The organism is Streptomyces sp. NPDC000229 (assembly GCF_040300825.1).
In the GTDB taxonomy this organism is placed as follows: Bacteria; Actinomycetota; Actinomycetes; order Streptomycetales; family Streptomycetaceae; genus Streptomyces.
The window spans coordinates 1-21,527 of sequence record NZ_JBEPEL010000087.1 but is presented as its reverse complement, the minus strand read 5'-3'; the positions used below and the strand labels follow the sequence as shown (position 1 = coordinate 21,527).

Here is a 21,527-nt window from a genome sequence, read left to right as displayed (position 1 = left end):
ACGGTCGAACTCGTGATCTCGTTGTGCGTGCACGGTCAAAAGCCGTCGAATAGCTGTTGACTTCTGGTCAGTAGCCCTGGCCGGGGCCATGCCGTACCAACACTCGATGACGTGGCGACAATCGAGCACGAGGGTGGAAATCGGACCACGGAGAGCCGCGGGAGCATCCCGGACCGGCCTCCCTCGTACGAAGGGGTCTGGCGCTTCACGGCTCCCGCCGTCGATGTCTCCGTACCGCAGGCCAGGCGTGCTGTACGGGATCTGCTGAAACGTCAAGGCGTGCCGGTGGACGACGATGCCGTCCACGCCCTGCTGCTGATCGTCTCCGAACTGGTGACCAACGCGGTACGGCACGCGGCCCTGCTCTCGCCGGAGCTCGCGGTCGAGGTCGCGATCGGGGCGGAGTGGATCCGGGTGTCGGTGGAGGACAACCACCCGTACCGCCCCAAGGCGCTGGAGGCCGACCACGGCCGCACGGGCGGGCGTGGTCTGCTGCTGGTGCGGGAGATCACCAAGGAGGCGGGCGGGGAGTGCGACGTCGAACACACCGCGAGGGGCGGCAAGATCATCTGGGCCGCCCTGCCGCTGAGACCCGAGGCCCCTCCCGGGCCGTCCGCACCGCTCCCGCCCGCCGTACCGGTGGTGACGACGGTGCCGGCCGGACCACCGGTACCGCCCGTGGCACCGCTGCCGTCCGTATCACCGGTACCGGCCGGACCCTTGGGTGGCGAGGGGCCGGCCGGACCGGACGGACCGACCGTCACCAGCCCCCGGTCTCCCCTGTCAGCTCCTTGATCGCCGGGCGCGCGGCGTCCAGCACCGTCATGAACCAGGCGGAGAACGGAGCCGAAGCGTGCCGCTCGGCAAGCTCACGCGCCGTCACGAACGCGGTCTCCTCCACCTCCGCCGCATCCGGTCGCAGCGGAGCCTGCACCATTCCCACGAAGAGGTGGTTGAACTCCTGCTCGACCAGCCCCGACTCGGGGTCCGGGTGGTTGTAGCGGACCGTGCCCGCCTCGGCGAGCAGCGACGGCGACACCCCGAGCTCCTCGTGGACACGCCGCGCGGCCGCCGCGAACGGCGCCTCGCCCGGATACGGATGCCCGCAGCACGTGTTCGACCAGACGCCGGGGGAGTGGTACTTCCCCAGCGCCCTCCGCTGCAGCAGCAGCCGCCCCTCCTCGTCGAAGAGGAACACCGAGAACGCCCGGTGCAGTTGCCCGGGCGCCTGGTGGGCGGCCAGCTTCTCCGCGGTGCCGATGGTGGTGCCGTTCTCGTCGACCAGTTCGAGCATGATTGACGGCGCGGTTCCGTTCGACGAGGTGTTCGCCGCGGTGGCTGGTGTGGTCGGCATAACCATCCTTCGCTTCGGTTCTCGGCCCTGTGGGGCAAGCCTCAGTCTGCCGTACAAAAGCCGCTTGTCGGCACACGGCCACCCGCGCCCGTTATGCCGGATCAGACGCCGAACGCCGATGGGCAGTGGATCGTGCCCCTCGGCACTTTCCCGTAACCGCCCAGGTCGAGCGCCATCATGGCCTGGTCCAGTACGTCGAAGGACGGCCTGATCCGGTACCGCGGGGCCGGCACGAAACCGAACCTCGCGCAGTACTCCGGATGACCGAGTACCAGCACCAGCCGTGCGCCGCTCAGCCGTACCGCGTCCAGCACCGCACGGACCACCGCCTGTCCGGCGCCCTGCCGCTGGTACGCCGGCGCGACCGCGACCGGCGCCAGGGCGGCTTCCCCGATCCGACACCGGGTTCAGCGCGTACGCGGCGACCGTGCCGTCCGGGGGTCCCCCCCTCGCCGCAGGGCGCAGGGGGAGCCTCGGCGACGTACGACGGGCCCGGCGGCCACGCGGCCGGGTCCTCGCGCGGCCGGTCGGCCAGCCGGGCCTCCACCGCCGTCCCGAACGCGGCGGGGGTTCACCGCCCGTTACGGCCGTGATGTCCGCGTCCGCCTCCGGTCGCGTACGCCAACGGGGTCGGCCGGCCGCAGGACGTAGCCGGTGTACCCGTACTCCCTACCGTGCTCGCGGCGCATCGCGATCTCCGCGCGGGTCGCGGCGAGCGCCTCGGGCATGCCCGGTGCGGTGGGGTCGGCCGCGTCGGCCCGCTCGCCGAGCGGCCCGTAGTACTCGTCCCAGTCGCTCTCCGGCTGGGTGTACCTCCCGAGCACGTGGTAGCCGGCCTCCACGGCCGCCGAGGTGTTCGCGGCGGTGGTGCGCAGCGGGTAGTGCCGGTCCCAGAAGGCCCGTGCCTCCGGGCTCGGCTCGTCGGTCGTCCACTCGCACTCGGTGACGACCAGCGTCCCGCCGGGGGCAAGCAGCCGGCGCCAGGAGCGCAGCGCGCGGTCGAAGCCGATCGAGTACGCCGAGCTCTCCGCCCAGACCAGGTCGAACGACCCGTCGGGGTGGGGGAGCGCGCCCATGTCGGCTTTGACGGTACGGATGGCCTCACCGAGCCCGCGGGCGTCGGCGGCCTGCCGCAGCTCGGCCAGGAACGGCTCGTGCAGGTCGACGGCGGTCACGTCCGCGCCGGAAACACCGGCCTCCGCGGCCAGCAGCAGCGCGGACCGGCCGGGGCCGCAGCCCAGGTCCAGCACGCGCGGCCGCTCGGGCAGCGAACCGGCGATGGAGGCGAGCGAGAGGAGCCGGCGGGTGGTGTCGTCGGAACCGGGACCCTGCCGCGGCAGACCGTGGTGCAGGGCGAAGAAAGCGTCGTACAGAGCGTTGTCGGACAACGTGGGAAACCCTTGGATGTGGGCGGGCCCCGGCCGACGCGTACGCGAAGAGGACGTACGGGATCAGGTCAGCCGAGAACCCGGAAGCCGAAGTCGATGCTGGACCGGGTGCTGCACGGGGCAGCCGTCACCGCGACGGTCATCAACCTCAGCTCCTCTCACGGGTACGACGTTCGAAGATCACCCTAACAGCGGTCAGTGACAGAGCCTCGCCTCGTGCGCGGCATGACCGCTCGGCTCCAGCTGGAACGTGCAGTGCTCGACGTCGAAGTGATCACCCAGGCACCCCTGGAGTTCGTGCAGCAGCTTCTCGTGCCCCACCGAATCGAGCGCCTCCTGGTGCACCACCACATGTGCCGACAGCACCGGCATCCCGGATGTGATGGTCCATACGTGCAGGTCGTGGACGTCCTGCACTCCCGGGAGGGCCAGTATGTGGGCCCGTACCTCACCCATGTCCACGCCCTTGGGCGCCGCTTCCAGTAGCACGTCGAGCGTCTCCCGCAGCAGCTTCAGCGTGCGCGGAACGATCATCAGGCCGATCACCAGGGAGGCGATCGGGTCGGCCGCCTGCCACCCGGTGGCCAGGATGATCCCGGCCGAGATCAGCACCGTCACCGAGCCCAGCGCGTCGGCCAGCACCTCCAGGTACGCGCCCCGGACGTTCAGGCTCTCCTTCTGCCCCCGCACGAGGAGGGACAGCGACACCATGTTGGCGACCAGACCGAACAGGGCGAACGCGATCGCCACCCCGCCCTTCGTCTCGGCCGGGGTGATGAACCGCTGCACCGCCTCGAACAGCAGATAGCCGCCCACGCCGAGCAGCAGCAGACAGTTCGCGAGCGCGGCCAGGATCTCGGCCCGCGCGAATCCGAACGTACGCCTCTGGTCGGCGGGGCGCCCCGCGAAATGGATGGCGAGCAGCGCCATGGCGAGACCGACGGCATCGGTCGCCATGTGCGCGGCGTCGGCGATCAGCGCGAGCGAGTCGGCGATGACGCCGCCGACGATCTCGGCCACCATGACCACCAGGGTGATCACGAGCGCGATCCGCAGCCGCCCCTTGTAGGCGGCGGCCGCGGTCCCCGTCGGCGGCGGTCCGCCGTGCCCGTGCCCGTGTCCGTGCCCGTGATCGTGCCCTGCCCCCATCGGACGCCTCCCGCTGATCGACAACAACGGCCAGTGAACTACGGGTGGGGGGTATCTGCAAGCCGGTACTGAACACCGTTGTCATATGCCCTGACCTGCGGTTATGGCCGCTGGTCAGGGCGGTGAGGCGATCAGCGGATCCGGGCCTTGGCGCGCGCCTCGGGATGGCGGAGGCACCAGCCCTCCCACGCCGACTCGACCATCTCGCGCACGCCGAAGGAGGCCGTCCAGCCCAGTTCCTCGGTGATCCGGTCGACCGAGGCGACCGCCTTCGCTGCGTCGCCGGGCCGACGCGCCTCCACCACCGGTTCGTGGCCGCTGCCGGTGACGTCGGCCACCAGGTCCGCGAGCTGCCGGACGGACACGCCCTCCCCACGGCCGATGTTCAGGGTCAGGTCGCCCTTCTGTTCGCCGAGGCGGCGGGCGACGGCGAGGTGGGCGTCGGCGATGTCGGCGACATGGATGTAGTCCCGGATGCAGGTGCCGTCCGGAGTCGGATAGTCGTCGCCGAAGATCCGGGGAGCCTCACCGCGGGTGATCCGGTCGAAGAACATCGGAATGATGTTGAACACCCCGGTGTCCGCCAGCTCCGGCCGTACGGTTCCGGCCACATTGAAATAGCGGAGGCAGGCCGTCGCCATGCCGTGCGCCCGGCCGGTCGCCCGCACCAGCCACTCACCGGCGAGCTTCGTCTCCCCGTACGGATTGATCGGCACCGCCGGGGTGTCCTCGTCGATCAGCTCCACGTCCGGTACGCCGTACACGGCGGCCGAGGAGGAGAAGAGGAACCGCTCGACCCCGGCGGCGACCGCGGCCTCCAGCAGCACGGTCAGCCCGTGCACGTTCTCCCGGTAGTAGCGCAGCGGCTGCTCGACCGACTCCCCGACCTGCTTCTTCGCCGCGAGATGCACCACACCGGTCACTCCCTGCCCGGCCAGCGTCCGGTCCACCAGCTCCCGGTCGCCCAGGGAGCCGCGCACCAGCGGGATGCCGGCGGGCAGCCGCTCCGGGACGCCCGACGAGACGTCGTCGAGGACGACGACCCGCTCGCCCGCCGCCGCCATGGCCAGGGCCACGTGGGCGCCGATATATCCCGTACCGCCTGTGATCAACCACGTCATGACGGCCAGCCTAAGCGGTGGGCCACCCGCGGTTTGTGGGGTGAGGCGCCCATCGACGATGATGATCGCGTCCTGGCGGACGGCCGTCGGATGCCGGGAAACCTCAGTGGACTTCCGCTTCCGTTCATCCGATAGCCTCTGCCGACGTGCCGCCGCCCGAGACCGGGCCGAGCCACCGTGCACCAGCCCTGTTCAGCTCCAAGGAGTGAGTTCGTCTGTCGACCGCCATCCTCACCGGTCCTCCGGTACCCGGATCGCCGCTCGAGGGCGATCTGCGGTCGCTGGGCTTCGACGTCCGGGTCGCCGCCGACGAGCGGGAGTCCGCCGCGCTGCTCGCCGCCGTCCCGGCCGCGGAGCGCGTCGCGGTCGTCGACCCGCGGTTCGTGGGTCACGTCCACGCACTGCGCCTCGCCCTGACGGACCCCCGCTTCCCCGCCGCCACGGTCCCCGGAGCCCTCACGGCCGGGCCGGAGGCCCGCCCCGCCCTGACCCGCGCGCTGACGCCCGTGACGTCCGCCACCCCCGCCGCCGGGAACGCCGCCCCGGCGCCCGGCGCGGCCGGCGGCGCCGCCACCGGACAGGCCGCCGCCGGTGGCGGGACGGCATCCGGCCGGTCCGGCACCGCCGCGACCGGCTCGTCCGCCGCCACGGCAGACGAAGCCACCGCGGCCACCCCGGCGGTCGGCGGCACGCAGGACCCCGCCGCCCCGACCGGCACGGCGCCGCAGGCGCGGGCCCCCCGGACCGCCGAGGCCGCCACCGCGGCCATCGCGGCCACGCCGACCGGACGCCGCAACCCGGACCAGGGCATCGTCACCCTCCCCGACCGCCTCGCCGAGGCGCTGGCGGCCGACGGAGTCCAGGTGCACCGGCCCGAGCTCGGTTCGCTGGTCGCCGCTGTGCCCGTCGATCCGCAGAGCCGCAAGGAGACCCGGGACGCCGTCGAGGCCGTCGACGACGAGGCCGTGCGCCTCCGCTCCGCCGTGAAGGCGCGTGACGGTTTCTTCACCACGTTCTTCATCAGCCCGTACTCGCGCTACATCGCCCGCTGGTGCGCCCGCCGGGGCCTCACGCCCAACCAGGTCACCACCGCCTCCCTCCTCACCGCGCTCGTCGCGGCCGGATGCGCGGCGACCGGCACGCGCGGCGGGTACGTCGCCGCGGGGCTGCTGCTCCTCTTCTCCTTCGTGCTGGACTGCACCGACGGGCAGCTCGCCCGCTACTCGCTGCAGTACTCGACGATGGGCGCCTGGCTGGACGCGACGTTCGACCGGGCCAAGGAGTACGCCTACTACGCGGGCCTCGCCCTCGGCGCCGCACGCGGCGGGGACGACGTCTGGGCGCTGGCGCTGGGCGCGATGGTCCTGCAGACCTGCCGCCACGTCGTGGACTTCTCCTTCAACGAGGCCAACCACGACGCGACGGCGAACACCAGCCCGACCGCCGCGCTGTCCGACAAGCTCGACGCCAGGGGCTGGACGGTCTGGGCGCGCCGGATGATAGTCCTGCCCATCGGCGAACGCTGGGCCATGATCGCCGTGCTGACGGCCGTCACCACCCCCCGCGTCGTCTTCTGGGCCCTGCTCATCGGCTGCGCCTTCGCCGCCTGCTACACCACCGCCGGCCGCCTCCTGCGGTCGCTCACCCGTAAGGCCCGCCGTACCGACCGGGCCGCCCAGGCCCTGGCCGACCTCGCCGACTCCGGACCGCTCGCCGAGCTGGTCGCACGGGCCGCCCGACGGCCGCGGGTCCGCCCCGTCCTCCGTTCCCCCGCACTGATCAGTGCGCTCGGCGCGGCCCTCCTGCTGGCGTTCGCCCTGCTGGAGCCCTTCGGCAGCCCCCTCACGGTTCTGGCCGCCGTGCTGTACGCCGTGTTCGCGGGCGGGGCCGTCGCCCGCCCCCTCAAGGGTGCCCTCGACTGGCTCGTGCCGCCCGTCCTCCGGGTCGCGGAGTACGTCACGATCCTGGTCCTGGCCGCCCGCTCGGACGCCCCGCAGGCGCTTCCGGCCGCATTCGGCCTGGTGGCGGCCGTCGCCTACCATCACTACGACACGGTCTACCGCATCCGCGGCGGCACCGGCGCGCCGCCCGCGTGGCTGGTGCGGACGATCGGCGGCCACGAGGGCCGCACGCTGGTGGTGGCGGTCCTCGCCTCGGCCCTGGCGACCGGGAGCCACTTCACCCTCGCGCTCACCGCCCTCGCGGTGGCCGTCGCGCTGGTCGTGCTCGTGGAGTCCATCCGCTTCTGGGTGTCCTCCGGAGCACCCGCAGTACATGACGAAGGAGAACCCGCATGATCGGCCTCGTACTGGCAGCCGGTGCCGGACGGCGTCTGCGCCCCTACACCGACACGCTCCCGAAGGCCCTCGTGCCGGTCGACGGCGACAAGACGGTCCTCGACCTCACCCTCGCCAACTTCGCCGCCGTCGGTCTCACCGAGGCCGCCATCGTCGTCGGCTACCGCAAGGAAGCGGTCTACGCGCGCAAGGAGGAGCTGGAGGCCACCTACGGCCTGAAGCTCACCCTCATCGACAACGACAAGGCCGAGGAGTGGAACAACGCCTACTCCCTGTGGTGCGCCCGTGACGTCCTGAAGCAGGGCGTCATCCTCGCCAACGGCGACACCGTGCACCCGGTCTCCGTCGAGCAGAACCTCCTCGCCGCACGGGGCGACGGCCAGAAGATCATCCTCGCCCTCGACACGGTGAAGAGCCTCGCCGACGAGGAGATGAAGGTCATCGTCGACGGCCAGGGCGTGCGCCGCATCACCAAGCTGATGGACCCCGCCACCGCCACCGGCGAGTACATCGGTGTCACCCTCATCGAGCCCGAGGCCGCCGAGCCCCTCGCGGACGCGCTGAAGGCCACCTTCGAGCGCGACCCGGACCTCTACTACGAGGACGGCTACCAGGAGCTCGTCAACCGCGGCTTCCAGATCGACGTGGAGTCCATCGGCGACGTCCGCTGGGTCGAGATCGACAACCACGACGACCTCGCGAAGGGCCGTGAGATCGCGTGCCTGTACTGACCCGGCTCATCCCCTCGCCGGTCGTCGTCGACATCAGCTGCGGGGCGATGGACGACCTGGCCGGCCTCCTGGTCGACCAGCGGATCTCCGCCTCCGGCAAGCTGGCCATGGCGATCAGCAACGGCTCCGGCCAGGCGCTGCGCGAGAAGCTCGCGCCGCTGCTGCCGGACGCCGACTGGTACCCGGTCGCCGACGGCAGCATCGACTCCGCCGTGCGCCTCGCCGACGCCATAAAGGGCAAGCGTTACGACGCCGTGGTCGGTCTCGGCGGCGGCAAGATCATCGATGTGGCGAAGTACGCCGCCGCGCGGGTCGGCGTGCCCATGGTGTCGGTCGCGACGAACCTCTCGCACGACGGCATCTGCTCGCCGGTCTCCACCCTCGACAACGACAACGGCCGCGGTTCCTACGGCGTGCCCTCGCCGATCGCCATGGTCATCGACCTCGACATCATCCGCGAGGCGCCGGCGCGGTTCGTCCGCTCCGGCATCGGAGACGCGATCTCGAACATCTCGGCCATCGCCGACTGGGAACTCTCCCACCGGCACACGGGGGAACAGGTCGACGGCCTGGCCGCCGCCATGGCCCGTACGGCGGGCGAATCGGTGCTGCGCCACCCGGGAACCGTCGCCGACGACGAGTTCCTCATCGTGCTGGCCGAGGCCCTCGTCCTGACCGGCATCGCCATGTCGATCAGCGGCGACACCCGGCCCGCGTCGGGTGCCTGCCACGAGATCTCCCACGCGTTCGACCTGCTGCACCCGGCGCGCGCCGCGCTCCACGGTGAGCAGGTCGGACTCGGCGCCGCCTTCGCGATGCACCTGCGAGGCGCCCACGAGCAGTCAGGGCTCTTCGCCGAGGTCCTGCGCCGGCACGGAATGCCGGTGCTGCCCGAGGAGATCGGGTTCTCCGCGGACGAGTTCGTGGCGGCCGTGGAGTACGCGCCGCAGACCCGCCCCGGGCGCTTCACCATCCTCGAGCACCTCGACCTGTCCACCGACCAGATCAGGGACGCGTACGCCGACTATGCCAAGACCATCCGTAGCTGAACTCCGCCCGGTCGTCCATCCGGCCGGAGTGAAGGACCGTCGAAGCGGTGAGCACTGGGGCGGCCGCCTGTACATGCGCGAGATCTCGCTGCGCATCACCCGCCTGCTGGTCACCACCAAGGTCACCCCGAACCAGCTGACCTACGTGATGACCCTCGCGGGCGTCCTCGCCGCCCCCGCGCTGCTGATCCCGGGCATCCCCGGGGCGCTGCTCGGCGCGCTCATGGTCCAGCTCTACCTGCTGCTCGACTGCGTCGACGGCGAGGTCGCGCGCTGGAAGAAGCAGTTCTCGCTCGGCGGGGTGTATCTGGACCGCGTGGGTGCCTACCTGTGCGACGCGGCGGTGCTGGTCGGTTTCGGCCTGCGCGCCGCCGACCTGTGGGGCAGCGGGCGGATCGACTGGCTGTGGGCCTTCCTCGGCACCCTCGCCGCCCTCGGCGCCATCCTGATCAAGGCCGAGACCGACCTCGTCGGCGTCGCCCGCCACCAGGGCGGCCTGCCGCCGGTCAAGGAGTCGGCCGCCGAGCCCCGCTCGTCGGGGATGGCGCTGGCCCGCAAGGCCGCCGCGGCGCTGAAGTTCCACCGGCTCGTCCTCGGTATCGAGGCGTCCCTGCTCATCGTGGTCCTGGCGGTCCTGGACACGGTCCGCGGCGACCTGTACTTCTCCCGCCTCGGCGTCGCGGTCCTGGCCGGCATCGCGCTGCTCCAGACCGTGCTGCACCTCGTCTCCATCCTCGCGTCGAGCAGGCTCAAGTGAGGACGCCGATGCCCCAGTCCCCCGGGGGACGAGCCCCGTATCCCCGAAAATTGGGCGCCGTCATCATCACCATGGGCAACCGCCCCGACGACCTCCGCGCGCTCATCGAGTCCGTCCGCAAGCAGGACGGCGAGCCGATCGAGGTCGTCGTCGTCGGCAACGGCGCCCCCGTCACGGGCGTCCCCGACGGCGTACGCACCATCGACCTCCCGGAGAACCTGGGCATCCCCGGCGGCCGCAACGTCGGCATCGAGGCGTTCGGCCCCGGCGGCACCGACGTGGACGTCCTGCTCTTCCTGGACGACGACGGCCTGCTGCCCCACACCGACACCGCCGAGCTGATCCGCCAGGCGTTCACCGCCGACCCGAAGCTGGGCATCATCAGCTTCCGGATCGCCGACCCGGACACCGGCGTCACCCAGCGCCGGCACGTGCCCAGGCTGCGCGCCTCGGACCCGATGCGCTCCTCGCGCGTGACGACCTTCCTCGGCGGCGCCAACGCCGTCCGCACGAAGGTGCTGGCCGAGGTGGGCGGACTGCCGGACGAGTTCTTCTACGCGCACGAGGAGACCGACCTCGCCTGGCGGGCGCTCGACGCCGGCTGGATGATCGACTACCGCGCGGACATGGTCCTCTTCCACCCGACGACCGCGCCCTCCCGGCACGCCGTCTACCACCGCATGATCGCCCGCAACCGCGTCTGGCTGGCCCGCCGCAACCTGCCCGCGCCCCTGGTGCCGCTCTACCTCGGCGTCTGGCTGCTGCTCACGCTGGCCCGGCGCCCCTCGATGCCGGCGCTCAAGGCCTGGTTCGGCGGGTTCAAGGAGGGCTGGACGTCTCCGTGCGGGCCGCGCCGGCCCATGAAGTGGCGTACGGTGTGGCGCCTGACGAGACTGGGTCGCCCACCCGTCATCTGACAAGCTCGGAATCTGACAAGCTCGTCACCGACAAGCACGGGGCAACCGGGGCCCGGCCGCCACCTGACCCGCCCGCCCCCTATCTGCCGCGCATCTTGGACACGAAAGTTTCAACTTGTGAGTGAGACAACCCATGACGGAGCGATCGCCGTGACCGCCCCGCCATCTCCGGACGCGGGCCTGTCCCCGGCGGAACTGGCCGCCAAGTACGGCCTGTCGGTCAGCGGTGCCCGGCCCGGTCTGGCCGAGTACGTCCGGCAGCTGTGGGGGCGCCGTCACTTCATCCTGGCCTTCTCCCAGGCGAAGCTCACGGCGCAGTACAGCCAGGCCAAGCTCGGCCAGCTCTGGCAGGTGGCGACCCCGCTGCTCAACGCGGCGGTGTACTTCCTCATCTTCGGCCTGATCCTGAACGCCGGCCGCGGCATGGACAAGGAGGTCTACATCCCGTTCCTGGTGACGGGTGTCTTCGTGTTCATGTTCACGCAGACCTCCGTCATGTCCGGCGTGCGGGCGATCTCGGGCAATCTGGGACTGGTGCGGGCGCTGCACTTCCCCCGGGCCTCCCTGCCCATTTCCTTCGCGCTCCAGCAGCTCCAGCAGCTGATGTTCTCGATGGTCGTGCTCTTCGTGATCGCGGCGGCGTTCGGCAGCTACCCCTCGCTGAGCTGGCTGCTGATCCTCCCGGCGCTGGCGCTGCAGTTCCTCTTCAACGTCGGCCTCTCGCTGATCATGGCCCGGCTCGGCAGCAAGACCCCCGACCTCGCGCAGCTGATGCCCTTCGTCATGCGTACCTGGATGTACGGATCGGGCGTGATGTTCTCGATCCCGATCATGCTCAAGGACAAGCCGGCCTGGATCGCCGACGTGCTGATGTACAACCCGGCGGCCATCTACATGGACCTGATCCGGTTCGCGCTGATCGACGGGTACGGCTCGGAGAACCTGCCCTCGCACGTCTGGCTCGCGGCCCTGCTGTGGGCCGTCCTGGTCGGGGTGGCCGGTTTCGTGTACTTCTGGAAGGCAGAGGAGCGGTACGGCCGTGGCTGAGCACACCGACGACGTGACCGCGACCGCCGCCGCCGACGGCGCGCGGATCCCCACCGTCATCGCCGACGACGTGCACATCGTGTACCGGGTCAACGGTGGCGGAGGCGGGAAGGGCAGCGCCACCGCGGCGCTCAGCCGGATCCTCCGCCGCGACAAGGCCGAGTCCCGCGGCGTACGCAAGGTGCACGCCGTGCGCGGTGTCTCCTTCACCGCGTACCGGGGCGAGGCCATCGGCCTGATCGGCACCAACGGCTCCGGCAAGTCGACCCTGCTGCGTGCCATCGCGGGCCTGCTGCCCACGGAGAAGGGCAAGGTCTACACCGACGGCCAGCCCTCGCTGCTGGGTGTCAACGCGGCCCTGATGGGCGACCTGACCGGTGAGCGCAACGTCATCCTCGGCGGGCTGGCCATGGGCATGTCGCGCGAGGAGATCCGCGAGCGCTACCAGGACATCGTCGACTTCTCCGGCATCAACGAGAAGGGCGACTTCATCACCCTTCCCATGCGGACGTACTCCTCCGGCATGGGCGCCCGTCTCCGGTTCGCCATCGCCGCCGCCAAGAACCACGACGTCCTGATGATCGACGAGGCGCTGGCCACCGGCGACCGCAAGTTCCAGATCCGCTCCGAGCAGCGCATCCGGGAGCTGCGCAAGGAGGCCGGCACGGTCTTCCTGGTCAGCCACAGCAACAAGTCGATCAGGGACACCTGCGACCGCGTCCTGTGGCTGGAGAAGGGCGAGCTGCTGATGGACGGCCCCACGGACGAGGTCCTCAGGGCGTACGAGAAGGAGACCGGCAGGTAGCCCGGTCGCACCCGGCCGACGAGGGCCCCTGCGGGAGAGCGGCAGGGGCCCTTCCGGTGGCGCGGGGCGGAAGCGGGCACACGCGGTCGGACCACTGCGCACGGATGCCATGTTTCGGTCAAGTCCCGTGCTGTCCGGGGCTGTTGATGCCAAGAGCGTGACCGTTCCGGGGTGTGTAACACCCCGACATGGCTCCGGACGTTGTACAACGTAAGCTGTACCGGTGCTGATTCGCGGCAAGTGGGGCGATATCCCCCGGGCCTCCCACCGGGCCGGGGCGTGCCTCACCCGCAGGACCGGCGGCGTGTCCGAAATGGGATGTTTTGGGTCGGCAGTGTAGAACGGGAGACGTGACGGCAATGACGGTGAATCCCCAGCCCCGCCTCCGCAAGGGTCCCGCCGTCCCCGCGCCGGGCAGTCCGCAGTGACAGGTACCCGGCAGGTGCGCCCCGACGCCTCCCCACGCACCACACTCGACAAGGCCGCGCACGAGAACTTCCCCGTGGCCCCCTTCTTCCTGCCCCGCGCCTGGCGCGACGACCTGATGGCCGTCTACGGCTACGCCCGCCTCGTCGACGACATCGGCGACGGCGACCTGGCCCCGGGCGGCGCCGACGCCCGCCACCTGGGCGCCGAGGGTGAAACGGACCGGCTCGCCCTCCTCGACGCCTTCGAGGCCGACCTCCGGCTGGTCTTCGACGGCGCCCCGTCCCACCCGCTGCTGCGCGCCCTCCAGCCCACCGTGCGGCGCCACGCGCTCACCCCCGAGCCGTTCCTCGGCCTGATCGAGGCCAACCGCCAGGACCAGCTGGTGCGGCGCTACGGGACGTACGAGGACCTGGTCGCCTACTGCGAGCTCTCCGCCAACCCCGTCGGCCGCCTCGTCCTGGCCATCACCGGCACCACCAGCCCCGAACGCCTCCGCCGCTCCGACGCCGTCTGCACCGCCCTCCAGATCGTCGAACACCTCCAGGACGTCGCCGAGGACCTCGCCCAGGACCGGATCTACCTCCCGGCCGAGGACATGAAACGGTTCCACGTCACGGAGGCCGACCTGGCCCGCCCCACCGGCGGCGCGTCGGTGCGCGCCCTCGTCGCGTACGAGGCCGAACGCGCCCGCCGGCTCCTGGACGACGGGATCCCCCTCGTGGGGAGCGTCCGGGGCAGGCTCCGGCTCCTCCTCGCCGGCTTCGTCGCCGGCGGTCACGCCGCCCTCGACGCGATCGCCGCCGCCGGACACGACGTACTCCCCGGACCGCCCAAGGCCACCAGACCGAACCTGCTGCGCGAAGCGGGAACCGTGTTGCGCAGAGCGCGCAGAGAGGGGTGAGCGGGACCGTGGAAGGACAGACGGAGATGTCCGCGCCGGTGGCGGCCGCCTACGGCTACTGCGAAGCCGTCACCGGACAGCAGGCCCGCAACTTCGCCTACGGCATCCGGCTCCTGCCGACCGGGAAGCGGCAGGCCATGTCGGCGCTGTACGCCTTCTCCCGGCGTGTCGATGACATCGGCGACGGGGCCCTCGCCCCCGAGGCCAAGGCGGACCGGCTCGAAACCACCCGCGAGCTGCTCGACCGGATCCGCAAGGACGCCGTCGACGAGGACGACACCGATCCGGTGGCCGTCGCGCTCGCCGACACCGCACGCCGCTTCCCGCTGCCGCTCGGCGGCCTCGACGAGCTCATCGACGGCGTCCTGATGGACGTGCGCGGCGAGACCTACGAGACCTGGGACGACCTCAAGGTCTACTGCCGGTGCGTCGCGGGCGCCATCGGCAGGCTGTCCCTCTCCATCTTCGGCACCACGCCCGGCGCACGCGGCGCGGCACGCGCCCCCGAGTACGCCGATACACTCGGCCTCGCGCTCCAACTCACCAACATCCTCCGCGACGTTCGCGAAGACGCCGGAACCGGACGCACCTACCTGCCGGCCGACGACCTGGCCAAGTTCGGCTGCTCCGACGGATTCCGCACCACCACCCCGCCCCCGGGTGCCGACTTCACCGGCCTCGTCCACTACGAAGTCCGCCGCGCCCGCGCCCTGTTCGCCGAGGGCTACCGGCTGCTGCCCATGCTCGACCGGCGCAGCGGCGCCTGCGTCGCCGCCATGGCCGGCATCTACCGCCGCCTCCTCGACCGCATCGAGCGCGACCCCGAGGCCGTCCTGCGCGGCCGTGTCTCCCTCCCCGGACACGAGAAGGCGTACGTCGCCGTACGCGGCCTTTCCGGCCTCGACGCCCGTACCGTCTCCCGGCAGCACGTCAGGAGGCGCGCCTAGATGGCCACCATGCCCGCTTCCCGGCCGACGAACCGGCAGAATCGGCGCGCAACCCTCCTCCACCGCCCCGCGTCCCTGACTGCGCCGACCCGACGGGAGACCGCATGAGCGACGACGACCTGACACCGGGCCTCGCCGCGCAAGGCCACGCCGTGGTCGTCGGCGGCGGTCTCGCCGGCGTCACCGCCGCCCTGCGCCTGGCCGACTCCGGACTGCGCGTCACGCTCCTGGAAGGCCGTCCACGCCTCGGCGGCCTCGCCTTCTCCTTCAAGCGCGGCGACCTCACCGTCGACAACGGCCAGCACGTCTACCTCCGCTGCTGCACCGCCTACCGCTGGTTCCTCGACCGCGTCGGCGGCGCCCACCTCGCCCCCCTCCAGCGCCGCCTCGACGTCCCCGTCCTCGACGTCGCCCACCCGCGCGGCCCCCGCCTCGGCCGGCTGCGCCGCGCCGCGCTCCCGGTGCCGCTCCACCTCGCCGCGAGCCTCGCCGGGTACCCGCACCTCTCGCTCGCCGAGCGCGCCGGTGTCGGCCGTGCCGCCCTCGCCCTGAAGAAGCTCGACCCGGCCGACCCCGCCCTCGACGGCATCGACTTCGCCACCTGGCTCGCCCGCCAGGGCCAGTCCGAGCGTGCGGTCGAAGCGCTGTGGGACCTGATCGGCGTCGCCACCCTCAACGCCGTCGCCCCGCGCTCCTCCATGGGCCTGGCGGCCATGGTCTTCAAGACCGCCCTGCTCACCGACCCCGGCGCCGCCGACATCGGCTGGGCGCACGTCCCGCTCGGCGAGCTGCACGACACCCTCGCCCGCAAGGAGCTGGACGCCGCCGGCGTACGCACCGAACTGCGCGCCAAGGTCAGCGCCGTCCTGCCGAGCGCACACGGCCGCTGGGCCGTCGACGTGCCCGGCGAGCGGCTGGAGGCCGACACCGTCGTCCTCGCCGTACCGCAGCGCGAGGCCCACGACCTGCTGCCGCCGGGTGCCCTGGACGACCCCGGCAAGCTGCTCGACATCGGAACGGCCCCCATCCTCAACGTCCACGTCCTCTACGACCGCAAGGTGCTGCGCCGCCCGTTCTTCGCCGCGCTCGGCTCGCCGGTCCAGTGGGTCTTCGACCGCACGGACGCCTCCGGATACACCGACGGCCAGTACCTGGCCCTGTCCCAGTCGGCCGCCGAGGACGAGATCGACGAGCCCGTCTCGGTGCTCCGCGAGCGCTACCTGCCCGAACTCGAGCGACTGCTGCCGGCGGCACGCGGCGCGAAGGTGCGGGACTTCTTCGTCACCCGGGAGCGGACGGCGACGTTCGCCCCCGCCCCCGGCGTCGGACGGCTGCGGCCCGGCGCCCGCACCAACGCGCCGGGCCTCCACCTGGCCGGCGCGTGGACCGCCACCGGCTGGCCCGCGACCATGGAGGGCGCGGTACGCAGCGGTTTCACCGCCGCGGGCGCAGCGCTCTCGGCCCTCGGCCGCCCCCATGTACATCCGCTCGAGGAGGCGGCATGAGCCTGAGTACTGGAACCAGAGGAGAGACCGTGCCGACTGTGCCCCCGGTGAAACCGGCCGTCGACACCGCGGACGTCACCGCGCTGCTGGAGCGGGGCCGGACCATGTCCACCCCGGTGCTGCGCACGGCCGTGAAGCGGCTCGCGCCGCCCATGGACACCGTGGCCGCCTACCACTTCGGCTGGATCGACGCCCACGGCCGGCCCGCCGACGGCGACAGCGGCAAGGCCGTGCGCCCCGCCCTCGCCCTGCTGTCGGCCGAGGCGGCGGGCGCGCCGCCCGAGACCGGCATCCCCGGCGCGGTCGCCGTGGAGCTCGTGCACAACTTCTCCCTGCTGCACGACGACCTGATGGACGGCGACGAGCAGCGCCGCCACCGCGACACCGTATGGAAGGTCCACGGCCCGGCGCAGGCCATCCTCGTCGGCGACGCCCTCTTCGCGCTCGCCAACGAGCTGCTGCTGGAGCTCGGCACCGTCGAGGCCGGCCGCGCCACCCGCCGGCTGACCACGGCCAGCCGCAAGCTCATCGACGGCCAGGCCCAGGACATCTCATACGAGCACCGCGAGCGGGTCACCGTCGAGGAGTGCCTGGAGATGGAGGGCAACAAGACCGGTGCCCTGCTCGCCTGCGCCTGCTCCATCGGCGCCGTCCTCGGCGGCGCCGACGACCGCGTCGCCGACACCCTGGAGGCGTACGGCTACCACCTGGGCCTCGCCTTCCAGGCCGTCGACGACCTGCTCGGCATCTGGGGCGACCCGGACGCCACGGGCAAGCAGACCTGGAGCGACCTGCGCCAGCGCAAGAAGTCCCTGCCCGTCGTCGCCGCGCTCGCCGCGGGCGGACCGGCCTCCGAGCGCCTCGGGGAACTGCTGACGGCCGACGCCAAGAACCCCGACCTCGACAGCTTCTCCGAGGAGGAGTTCGCCATGCGCGCCGCCCTCATCGAGGAGGCGGGCGGCCGGGAGTGGACCTCCGAGGAGGCCCGCCGGCAGCACGCCGTCGCGATCGAGGCGCTGCACCGAGTCGACATGCCGGAACGGGTCCGCGCGCAGCTCACCGCGCTCGCGGACTTCGTCGTCGTACGAAAGCGATGACCACCATCGGGACCATCACCCGCACCATATGAATCGCTAGTCGCCGGCCGGTGCCCCGCACCGGCCGACGGCCCACCCGCAGCCGCAGAACACCAACTGCACGAAGGGGAAGCCATGACAGCGACGACCGACGGAAGCACCGGGGCCCTGGAGCCCCATGCCCCCTCGGCCACCGGAACCACCACCGGGACGACGACCACCACCACGACCCCCGCCGCGAGTGACGTACGGGACGTCGCCGCGCGGGCCGCCCAGCGCGCCATCGAACACCTCCTCGCCCACCAGGACGACGAGGGCTGGTGGAAGGGCGACCTGGAAACCAACGTCACCATGGACGCAGAGGACCTCCTGCTGAGGCAGTTCCTCGGCATCCAGGACGAGGCGACCACCCACGCCGCCGCCCTCCACATCCGCGGCGAGCAGCGCGAGGACGGCACCTGGGCCACCTTCTACGGCGGGCCCGGCGAGCTGTCCGCCACCGTCGAGGCGTACGTCGCGCTGCGCCTGGCCGGCGACCGGCCCGACGAGCCGCACATGGCCCGCGCCGCCGCCTGGGTCCGCGACCAGGGCGGCATCGCCTCGGCCCGCGTCTTCACTCGCATCTGGCTGGCACTGTTCGGCTGGTGGAAGTGGGAGGACCTGCCCGAGCTGCCGCCCGAGCTGATCCTCCTGCCGAAGTGGTTCCCCCTCAACATCTACGACTTCGGGTGCTGGGCCCGGCAGACCATCGTGCCGCTCAGCGTCGTCTCCGCCAAACGGCCCGTCCGCCCCGCGCCGTTCACGCTCGACGAACTGCACACCGACCCCCGGGTCCCCAATCCGCCCAACGCCCTGGCCCCCTCGCGGAGTTGGGAAGGCGCCTTCCAGCGGCTCGACAAGGCCCTGCACGCCTACCACCAGGTCGCCCCGCGGTGGCTGCGCAAGGCGGCGATGAACACCGCCGCCCGCTGGATCGTCGAACGGCAGGAGAACGACGGCTGCTGGGGCGGCATCCAGCCACCCGCCGTCTACTCCCTCATCGCTCTCCACCTGCTGGGTTACGACCTGGGGCACCCGGTGATGCGCGCGGGCCTGGAGTCGCTCGACCGGTTCGCCGTCTGGCGCGACGACGGCGCCCGCATGATCGAGGCCTGCCAGTCACCCGTCTGGGACACCTGCCTCGCCACCATCGCCCTGGCCGACGCGGGGCTCCGCCCCGACCACCCGGCCCTCGTCAAGGCGGCCGACTGGATGCTCGGCGAGGAGATCGTCCGCCCCGGCGACTGGGCCGTCCGCCGACCCGGACTCACCCCCGGCGGCTGGGCGTTCGAGTTCCACAACGACAACTACCCGGACATCGACGACACCGCCGAGGTCATCCTCGCGCTGCGCCGCGTCAAGCACCCGCACCCGGAGCAGATCGAGGCGGCGATCCGGCGCGGCGCCAACTGGACCGTTGGCATGCAGTCGCGCGACGGCGCCTGGGGTGCCTTCGACGCCGACAACACCAGCCCCTTCCCCAACCGGCTGCCGTTCTGCGACTTCGGCGAGGTCATCGACCCCCCGTCCGCCGACGTCACCGCGCACGTGGTGGAGATGCTGGCCCACGAGGGCAAGGCCCGTCACCCCCGCACCCGCCGGGGGATCGCCTGGCTGCTGGCCGAACAGGAGGCGAGCGGCGCCTGGTTCGGGCGCTGGGGCGTCAACTACGTCTACGGAACCGGCTCTGTGGTGCCGGCCCTCACCGCCGCCGGGTTGCCCACCTCGCACCCGGCCGTCCGCCGGGCCGTCGCCTGGCTGGAGTCGGTCCAGAACGACGACGGGGGCTGGGGCGAGGACCTGCGCTCCTACCGGGAGCAGGAGTGGATCGGCCACGGCGCCTCCACCGCCTCGCAGACGGCGTGGGCGCTGATGGCCCTGCTGGCGGCCGGGGAGCAGGAGTCCAAGGCCGTGGAGCGCGGCGTCATGTGGCTCGCCGAGACCCAGCGGGAGGACGGCTCCTGGGACGAGCCGTACTTCACCGGCACCGGCTTCCCCTGGGACTTCTCCATCAACTACCACCTGTACCGGCAGGTCTTCCCGCTGACCGCGCTCGGCCGGTACGTCAACGGCGAACCGGTGGTCGGCCGGCTCGGCAAGGGGGCTTGATGGCGGCAGAACCGGAGCCCCCCGGTTCCGCTCACACTCCCTCACCACCGGACGCGGCGCCGATGCTGATCGCCTGCGCGCTCGGCATCGAGCAGCTCGCGCTGCGCAGCGGCCGCCGCCGCCACGGAGGGGCGTCGCCCGGTCCGGTCACCGTGCTCCGCACCGGCATGGGTCCGGCGAACGCCCAGCGGGCCGTCACCCGGGCGCTGGAGGGCGGGGAGCTGCGCGGTGCCGCGGTCGTCGCGTCCGGCTTCTGCGCCGGGCTGGAGCCGGGCATGCACCCGGGCGACCTGGTCGTCGCCGACGAGACCCGTGGCCCCGGCGGCTCCACCCCCTGCACGGGCACGGAGCTGCTGGTCCAGGCGCTGGCGCGGGCGGTTCCCGGCCGCACGGTGCACACCGGCCCGCTGACCGGCTCCGACCACGTCGTACGCGGTCAGGAACGGGCCCAGTTGCGCGGCACGGGGGCGATCGCGGTCGACATGGAGTCCGCCGCCACCCTGCGCAGCGCGCTGAGCACGGGCGTCCGGTCCCGCCCGGTAGCGGCCGTACGGGTGATCGTGGACGCTCCGGAGCACGAGCTCGTCCGCATCGGCACGGTGCGCGGGGGAATATCGGCCTTCCGTGTTCTCCGTTCGGTATTGCCCGCTTTCTTTGAATGGCACCGTTCTTTGCTGCTCCCCAGGAGGTGAGCCAGATGGCCATGCCGCTTCGCCAGACCATCCGGGTAGGGACGTATCTCTTCGAACAGAAGCTGCGCAAGCGGCAGAAGTTCCCGCTCATCGTCGAACTGGAGCCGCTGTACGCGTGCAACCTCGCATGCGAGGGCTGCGGCAAGATCCAGCACCCGGCCGGGGTCCTGAAGCAGCGCATGCCGGTCGCCCAGGCGGTCGGAGCGGTCCTGGAGTCCGGTGCGCCGATGGTGTCCATCGCGGGCGGCGAGCCCCTGATGCACCCGCAGATCGACGAGATCGTGCGCCAGCTGGTCGCCAAGAAGAAGTACGTGTTCCTCTGCACCAACGCCCTGCTGCTGCGCAAGAAGATCGAGAAGTTCACGCCTTCGCCGTACTTCGCCTTCGCCGTGCACATCGACGGTCTGCGTGAACGGCATGACGAGTCGGTCGCCAAGGAGGGGGTGTTCGACGAGGCGGTGGAGGCCATCAAGGAGGCCAAGCGCCGGGGCTTCCGGGTCACCACCAATTCCACCTTCTTCAACACCGACACCCCGCAGACCGTCATCGAGGTGCTCAACTTCCTCAACGACGACCTGAAGGTCGACGAGATGATGATCTCGCCCGCCTACGCCTACGAGAAGGCGCCCGACCAGGAGCACTTCCTGGGCGTCGAGCAGACCCGCGAGCTGTTCCGGAAGTCCTTCGCGGGCGGCAACCGGCGGCGCTGGCGGCTGAACCACTCACCGCTCTTCCTGGACTTCCTGGAGGGCAAGGCCGACTTCCCCTGCACCGCCTGGGCGATCCCCAACTACTCGCTCTTCGGCTGGCAGCGGCCCTGCTACCTGATGGCGGACGGTTACGTCCCGACGTACCGGCAGCTCATCGAGGAGACGGACTGGGACAAGTACGGCCGGGGCAAGGACCCGCGCTGCGCCAACTGCATGGCCCACTGCGGTTACGAGCCGACCGCCGTCCTCGCCACCATGGGCTCGCTCAAGGAGTCCCTGCGCGCCGCCCGTGAGACGGTCTCCGGAAGCCGGGGGTGAGGTGATGCCGGAGCCCGTGGGTCTCGGGCTGCCCGCGCCGCCGCCCCGGCCGATCGCCGTGCGCCGGGCCTCCCGGCGCATCCGGGTCGGGTCGGTGGCCGTCGGTGGTGACGCGCCCGTGTCGGTGCAGTCGATGACCACCACGAGGACGTCGGACATCGGTGCCACGCTCCAGCAGATCGCCGA

18 protein-coding genes and 2 pseudogenes are annotated in these 21,527 nt (G+C 71.8%); 16 read left to right on the top strand and 4 right to left on the bottom strand.

Going from position 1 to position 21,527, the window contains the following annotated elements; genetic code table 11:
• Nucleotides 1–120: 120 nt before the first annotated feature.
• Nucleotides 121–600 (top strand): annotated as a pseudogene (locus ABT360_RS29725) (ATP-binding protein); the annotation flags it as partial.
• Between the two features lie 160 nt (nucleotides 601–760).
• Here the strand turns inward: ABT360_RS29725 and idi are convergent.
• The 4 genes and pseudogenes from idi to galE all read right to left on the bottom strand — a co-directional run bounded on the left by idi (nucleotide 761) and on the right by galE (nucleotide 5,012).
• Nucleotides 761–1,354 (bottom strand): isopentenyl-diphosphate Delta-isomerase, encoded by a 594-nt coding sequence (gene idi, locus ABT360_RS29720; protein ID WP_351823162.1) that lies wholly within the window; start codon nucleotides 1,352–1,354, stop codon nucleotides 761–763.
• 101 nt (nucleotides 1,355–1,455) lie between these two features.
• A pseudogene (locus ABT360_RS29715) lies at nucleotides 1,456–2,742 on the bottom strand (GNAT family N-acetyltransferase).
• A 195-nt stretch (nucleotides 2,743–2,937) separates the two neighbouring features.
• The gene (locus ABT360_RS29710) at nucleotides 2,938–3,891 is read right to left on the bottom strand and encodes a cation diffusion facilitator family transporter (protein WP_351823159.1); all 954 of its coding nucleotides are present in this window, start codon (nucleotides 3,889–3,891) and stop codon (nucleotides 2,938–2,940) included.
• 131 nt (nucleotides 3,892–4,022) lie between these two features.
• Nucleotides 4,023–5,012: a UDP-glucose 4-epimerase GalE gene (galE, locus tag ABT360_RS29705; RefSeq protein ID WP_351823156.1), complete on the bottom strand. Its 990-nt coding sequence runs from the start codon at nucleotides 5,010–5,012 to the stop codon at nucleotides 4,023–4,025.
• Between the two features lie 383 nt (nucleotides 5,013–5,395).
• Here galE and ABT360_RS29700 point away from each other — a divergent pair, with 383 nt between their 5' ends.
• From ABT360_RS29700 to ABT360_RS29630, 15 genes are all read left to right on the top strand, one after another.
• Nucleotides 5,396–7,309: a DUF5941 domain-containing protein gene (locus ABT360_RS29700; RefSeq protein ID WP_444852347.1), complete on the top strand. Its 1,914-nt coding sequence runs from the start codon at nucleotides 5,396–5,398 to the stop codon at nucleotides 7,307–7,309.
• Nucleotides 7,306–8,040: a phosphocholine cytidylyltransferase family protein gene (locus ABT360_RS29695; protein WP_351823153.1), complete on the top strand. Its 735-nt coding sequence runs from the start codon at nucleotides 7,306–7,308 to the stop codon at nucleotides 8,038–8,040. Before ABT360_RS29700 ends, ABT360_RS29695 begins: the two co-directional genes overlap by 4 nt.
• Nucleotides 8,028–9,089, top strand: coding sequence for an iron-containing alcohol dehydrogenase family protein (locus tag ABT360_RS29690; protein WP_344362824.1), 1,062 nt, complete (start codon nucleotides 8,028–8,030; stop codon nucleotides 9,087–9,089). The genes ABT360_RS29695 and ABT360_RS29690 overlap by 13 nt, the downstream gene beginning before the upstream one ends.
• Nucleotides 9,067–9,846 (top strand): CDP-alcohol phosphatidyltransferase family protein, encoded by a 780-nt coding sequence (locus tag ABT360_RS29685; protein WP_351823148.1) that lies wholly within the window; start codon nucleotides 9,067–9,069, stop codon nucleotides 9,844–9,846. Before ABT360_RS29690 ends, ABT360_RS29685 begins: the two co-directional genes overlap by 23 nt.
• Nucleotides 9,847–9,854: 8 nt before the next feature.
• Complete coding sequence (locus ABT360_RS29680; RefSeq protein ID WP_351823145.1) at nucleotides 9,855–10,763, top strand: glycosyltransferase family 2 protein; 909 nt, start codon at nucleotides 9,855–9,857, stop codon at nucleotides 10,761–10,763.
• 117 nt (nucleotides 10,764–10,880) lie between these two features.
• Nucleotides 10,881–11,810, top strand: a complete 930-nt coding sequence (locus ABT360_RS29675; RefSeq protein WP_351823142.1) for an ABC transporter permease — start codon at nucleotides 10,881–10,883, stop codon at nucleotides 11,808–11,810.
• A complete protein-coding gene (locus ABT360_RS29670; protein WP_351823135.1) occupies nucleotides 11,803–12,615 on the top strand; it encodes an ABC transporter ATP-binding protein in 813 nt (270 codons plus the stop codon). The genes ABT360_RS29675 and ABT360_RS29670 overlap by 8 nt, the downstream gene beginning before the upstream one ends.
• Before the next feature lie 424 nt (nucleotides 12,616–13,039).
• A complete protein-coding gene (gene hpnC, locus ABT360_RS29665) occupies nucleotides 13,040–13,945 on the top strand; it encodes a squalene synthase HpnC (RefSeq protein ID WP_351823132.1) in 906 nt (301 codons plus the stop codon).
• A complete protein-coding gene (gene hpnD, locus ABT360_RS29660) occupies nucleotides 13,942–14,892 on the top strand; it encodes a presqualene diphosphate synthase HpnD (protein WP_351823129.1) in 951 nt (316 codons plus the stop codon). Before hpnC ends, hpnD begins: the two co-directional genes overlap by 4 nt.
• Nucleotides 14,893–14,996: 104 nt before the next feature.
• Complete coding sequence (hpnE, locus tag ABT360_RS29655; RefSeq protein ID WP_351823126.1) at nucleotides 14,997–16,397, top strand: hydroxysqualene dehydroxylase HpnE; 1,401 nt, start codon at nucleotides 14,997–14,999, stop codon at nucleotides 16,395–16,397.
• Nucleotides 16,394–17,494 (top strand): polyprenyl synthetase family protein, encoded by a 1,101-nt coding sequence (locus ABT360_RS29650; protein ID WP_351823123.1) that lies wholly within the window; start codon nucleotides 16,394–16,396, stop codon nucleotides 17,492–17,494. The genes hpnE and ABT360_RS29650 overlap by 4 nt, the downstream gene beginning before the upstream one ends.
• Before the next feature lie 114 nt (nucleotides 17,495–17,608).
• Nucleotides 17,609–19,621: a squalene--hopene cyclase gene (gene shc / locus ABT360_RS29645; protein ID WP_351823120.1), complete on the top strand. Its 2,013-nt coding sequence runs from the start codon at nucleotides 17,609–17,611 to the stop codon at nucleotides 19,619–19,621.
• Nucleotides 19,621–20,313, top strand: coding sequence for a phosphorylase family protein (locus tag ABT360_RS29640; protein ID WP_351823118.1), 693 nt, complete (start codon nucleotides 19,621–19,623; stop codon nucleotides 20,311–20,313). The genes shc and ABT360_RS29640 overlap by 1 nt, the downstream gene beginning before the upstream one ends.
• 5 nt (nucleotides 20,314–20,318) lie before the next feature.
• Nucleotides 20,319–21,341 carry an adenosyl-hopene transferase HpnH gene (gene hpnH, locus ABT360_RS29635; RefSeq protein ID WP_351823115.1) on the top strand — a complete coding sequence of 341 codons (1,023 nt, stop codon included), beginning with the start codon at nucleotides 20,319–20,321 and terminating at the stop codon, nucleotides 21,339–21,341.
• 4 nt (nucleotides 21,342–21,345) lie between these two features.
• Nucleotides 21,346–21,527, top strand: a 182-nt coding sequence (locus tag ABT360_RS29630) for a flavodoxin-dependent (E)-4-hydroxy-3-methylbut-2-enyl-diphosphate synthase (RefSeq protein ID WP_351823112.1), incomplete at its 3' end; no start/stop codon positions are given.

Excerpts from the sequence above, each read along its gene's own strand:
- idi (WP_351823162.1), bottom strand. The coding sequence starts at position 1,354 with ATGCCGACCACACCAGCCACCGCGGCGAACACCTCGTCGAACGGAACC.
- ABT360_RS29710 (WP_351823159.1), bottom strand. The coding sequence starts at position 3,891 with ATGGGGGCAGGGCACGATCACGGGCACGGACACGGGCACGGGCACGGC.
- galE (WP_351823156.1), bottom strand. The coding sequence starts at position 5,012 with ATGACGTGGTTGATCACAGGCGGTACGGGATATATCGGCGCCCACGTG.
- ABT360_RS29695 (WP_351823153.1), top strand. The coding sequence starts at position 7,306 with ATGATCGGCCTCGTACTGGCAGCCGGTGCCGGACGGCGTCTGCGCCCC.
- ABT360_RS29685 (WP_351823148.1), top strand. The coding sequence starts at position 9,067 with ATGCCAAGACCATCCGTAGCTGAACTCCGCCCGGTCGTCCATCCGGCC.
- ABT360_RS29680 (WP_351823145.1), top strand. The coding sequence starts at position 9,855 with ATGCCCCAGTCCCCCGGGGGACGAGCCCCGTATCCCCGAAAATTGGGC.
- hpnE (WP_351823126.1), top strand. The coding sequence starts at position 14,997 with ATGAGCGACGACGACCTGACACCGGGCCTCGCCGCGCAAGGCCACGCC.
- ABT360_RS29650 (WP_351823123.1), top strand. The coding sequence starts at position 16,394 with ATGAGCCTGAGTACTGGAACCAGAGGAGAGACCGTGCCGACTGTGCCC.
- shc (WP_351823120.1), top strand. The coding sequence starts at position 17,609 with ATGACAGCGACGACCGACGGAAGCACCGGGGCCCTGGAGCCCCATGCC.
- ABT360_RS29640 (WP_351823118.1), top strand. The coding sequence starts at position 19,621 with ATGGCGGCAGAACCGGAGCCCCCCGGTTCCGCTCACACTCCCTCACCA.
- hpnH (WP_351823115.1), top strand. The coding sequence starts at position 20,319 with ATGGCCATGCCGCTTCGCCAGACCATCCGGGTAGGGACGTATCTCTTC.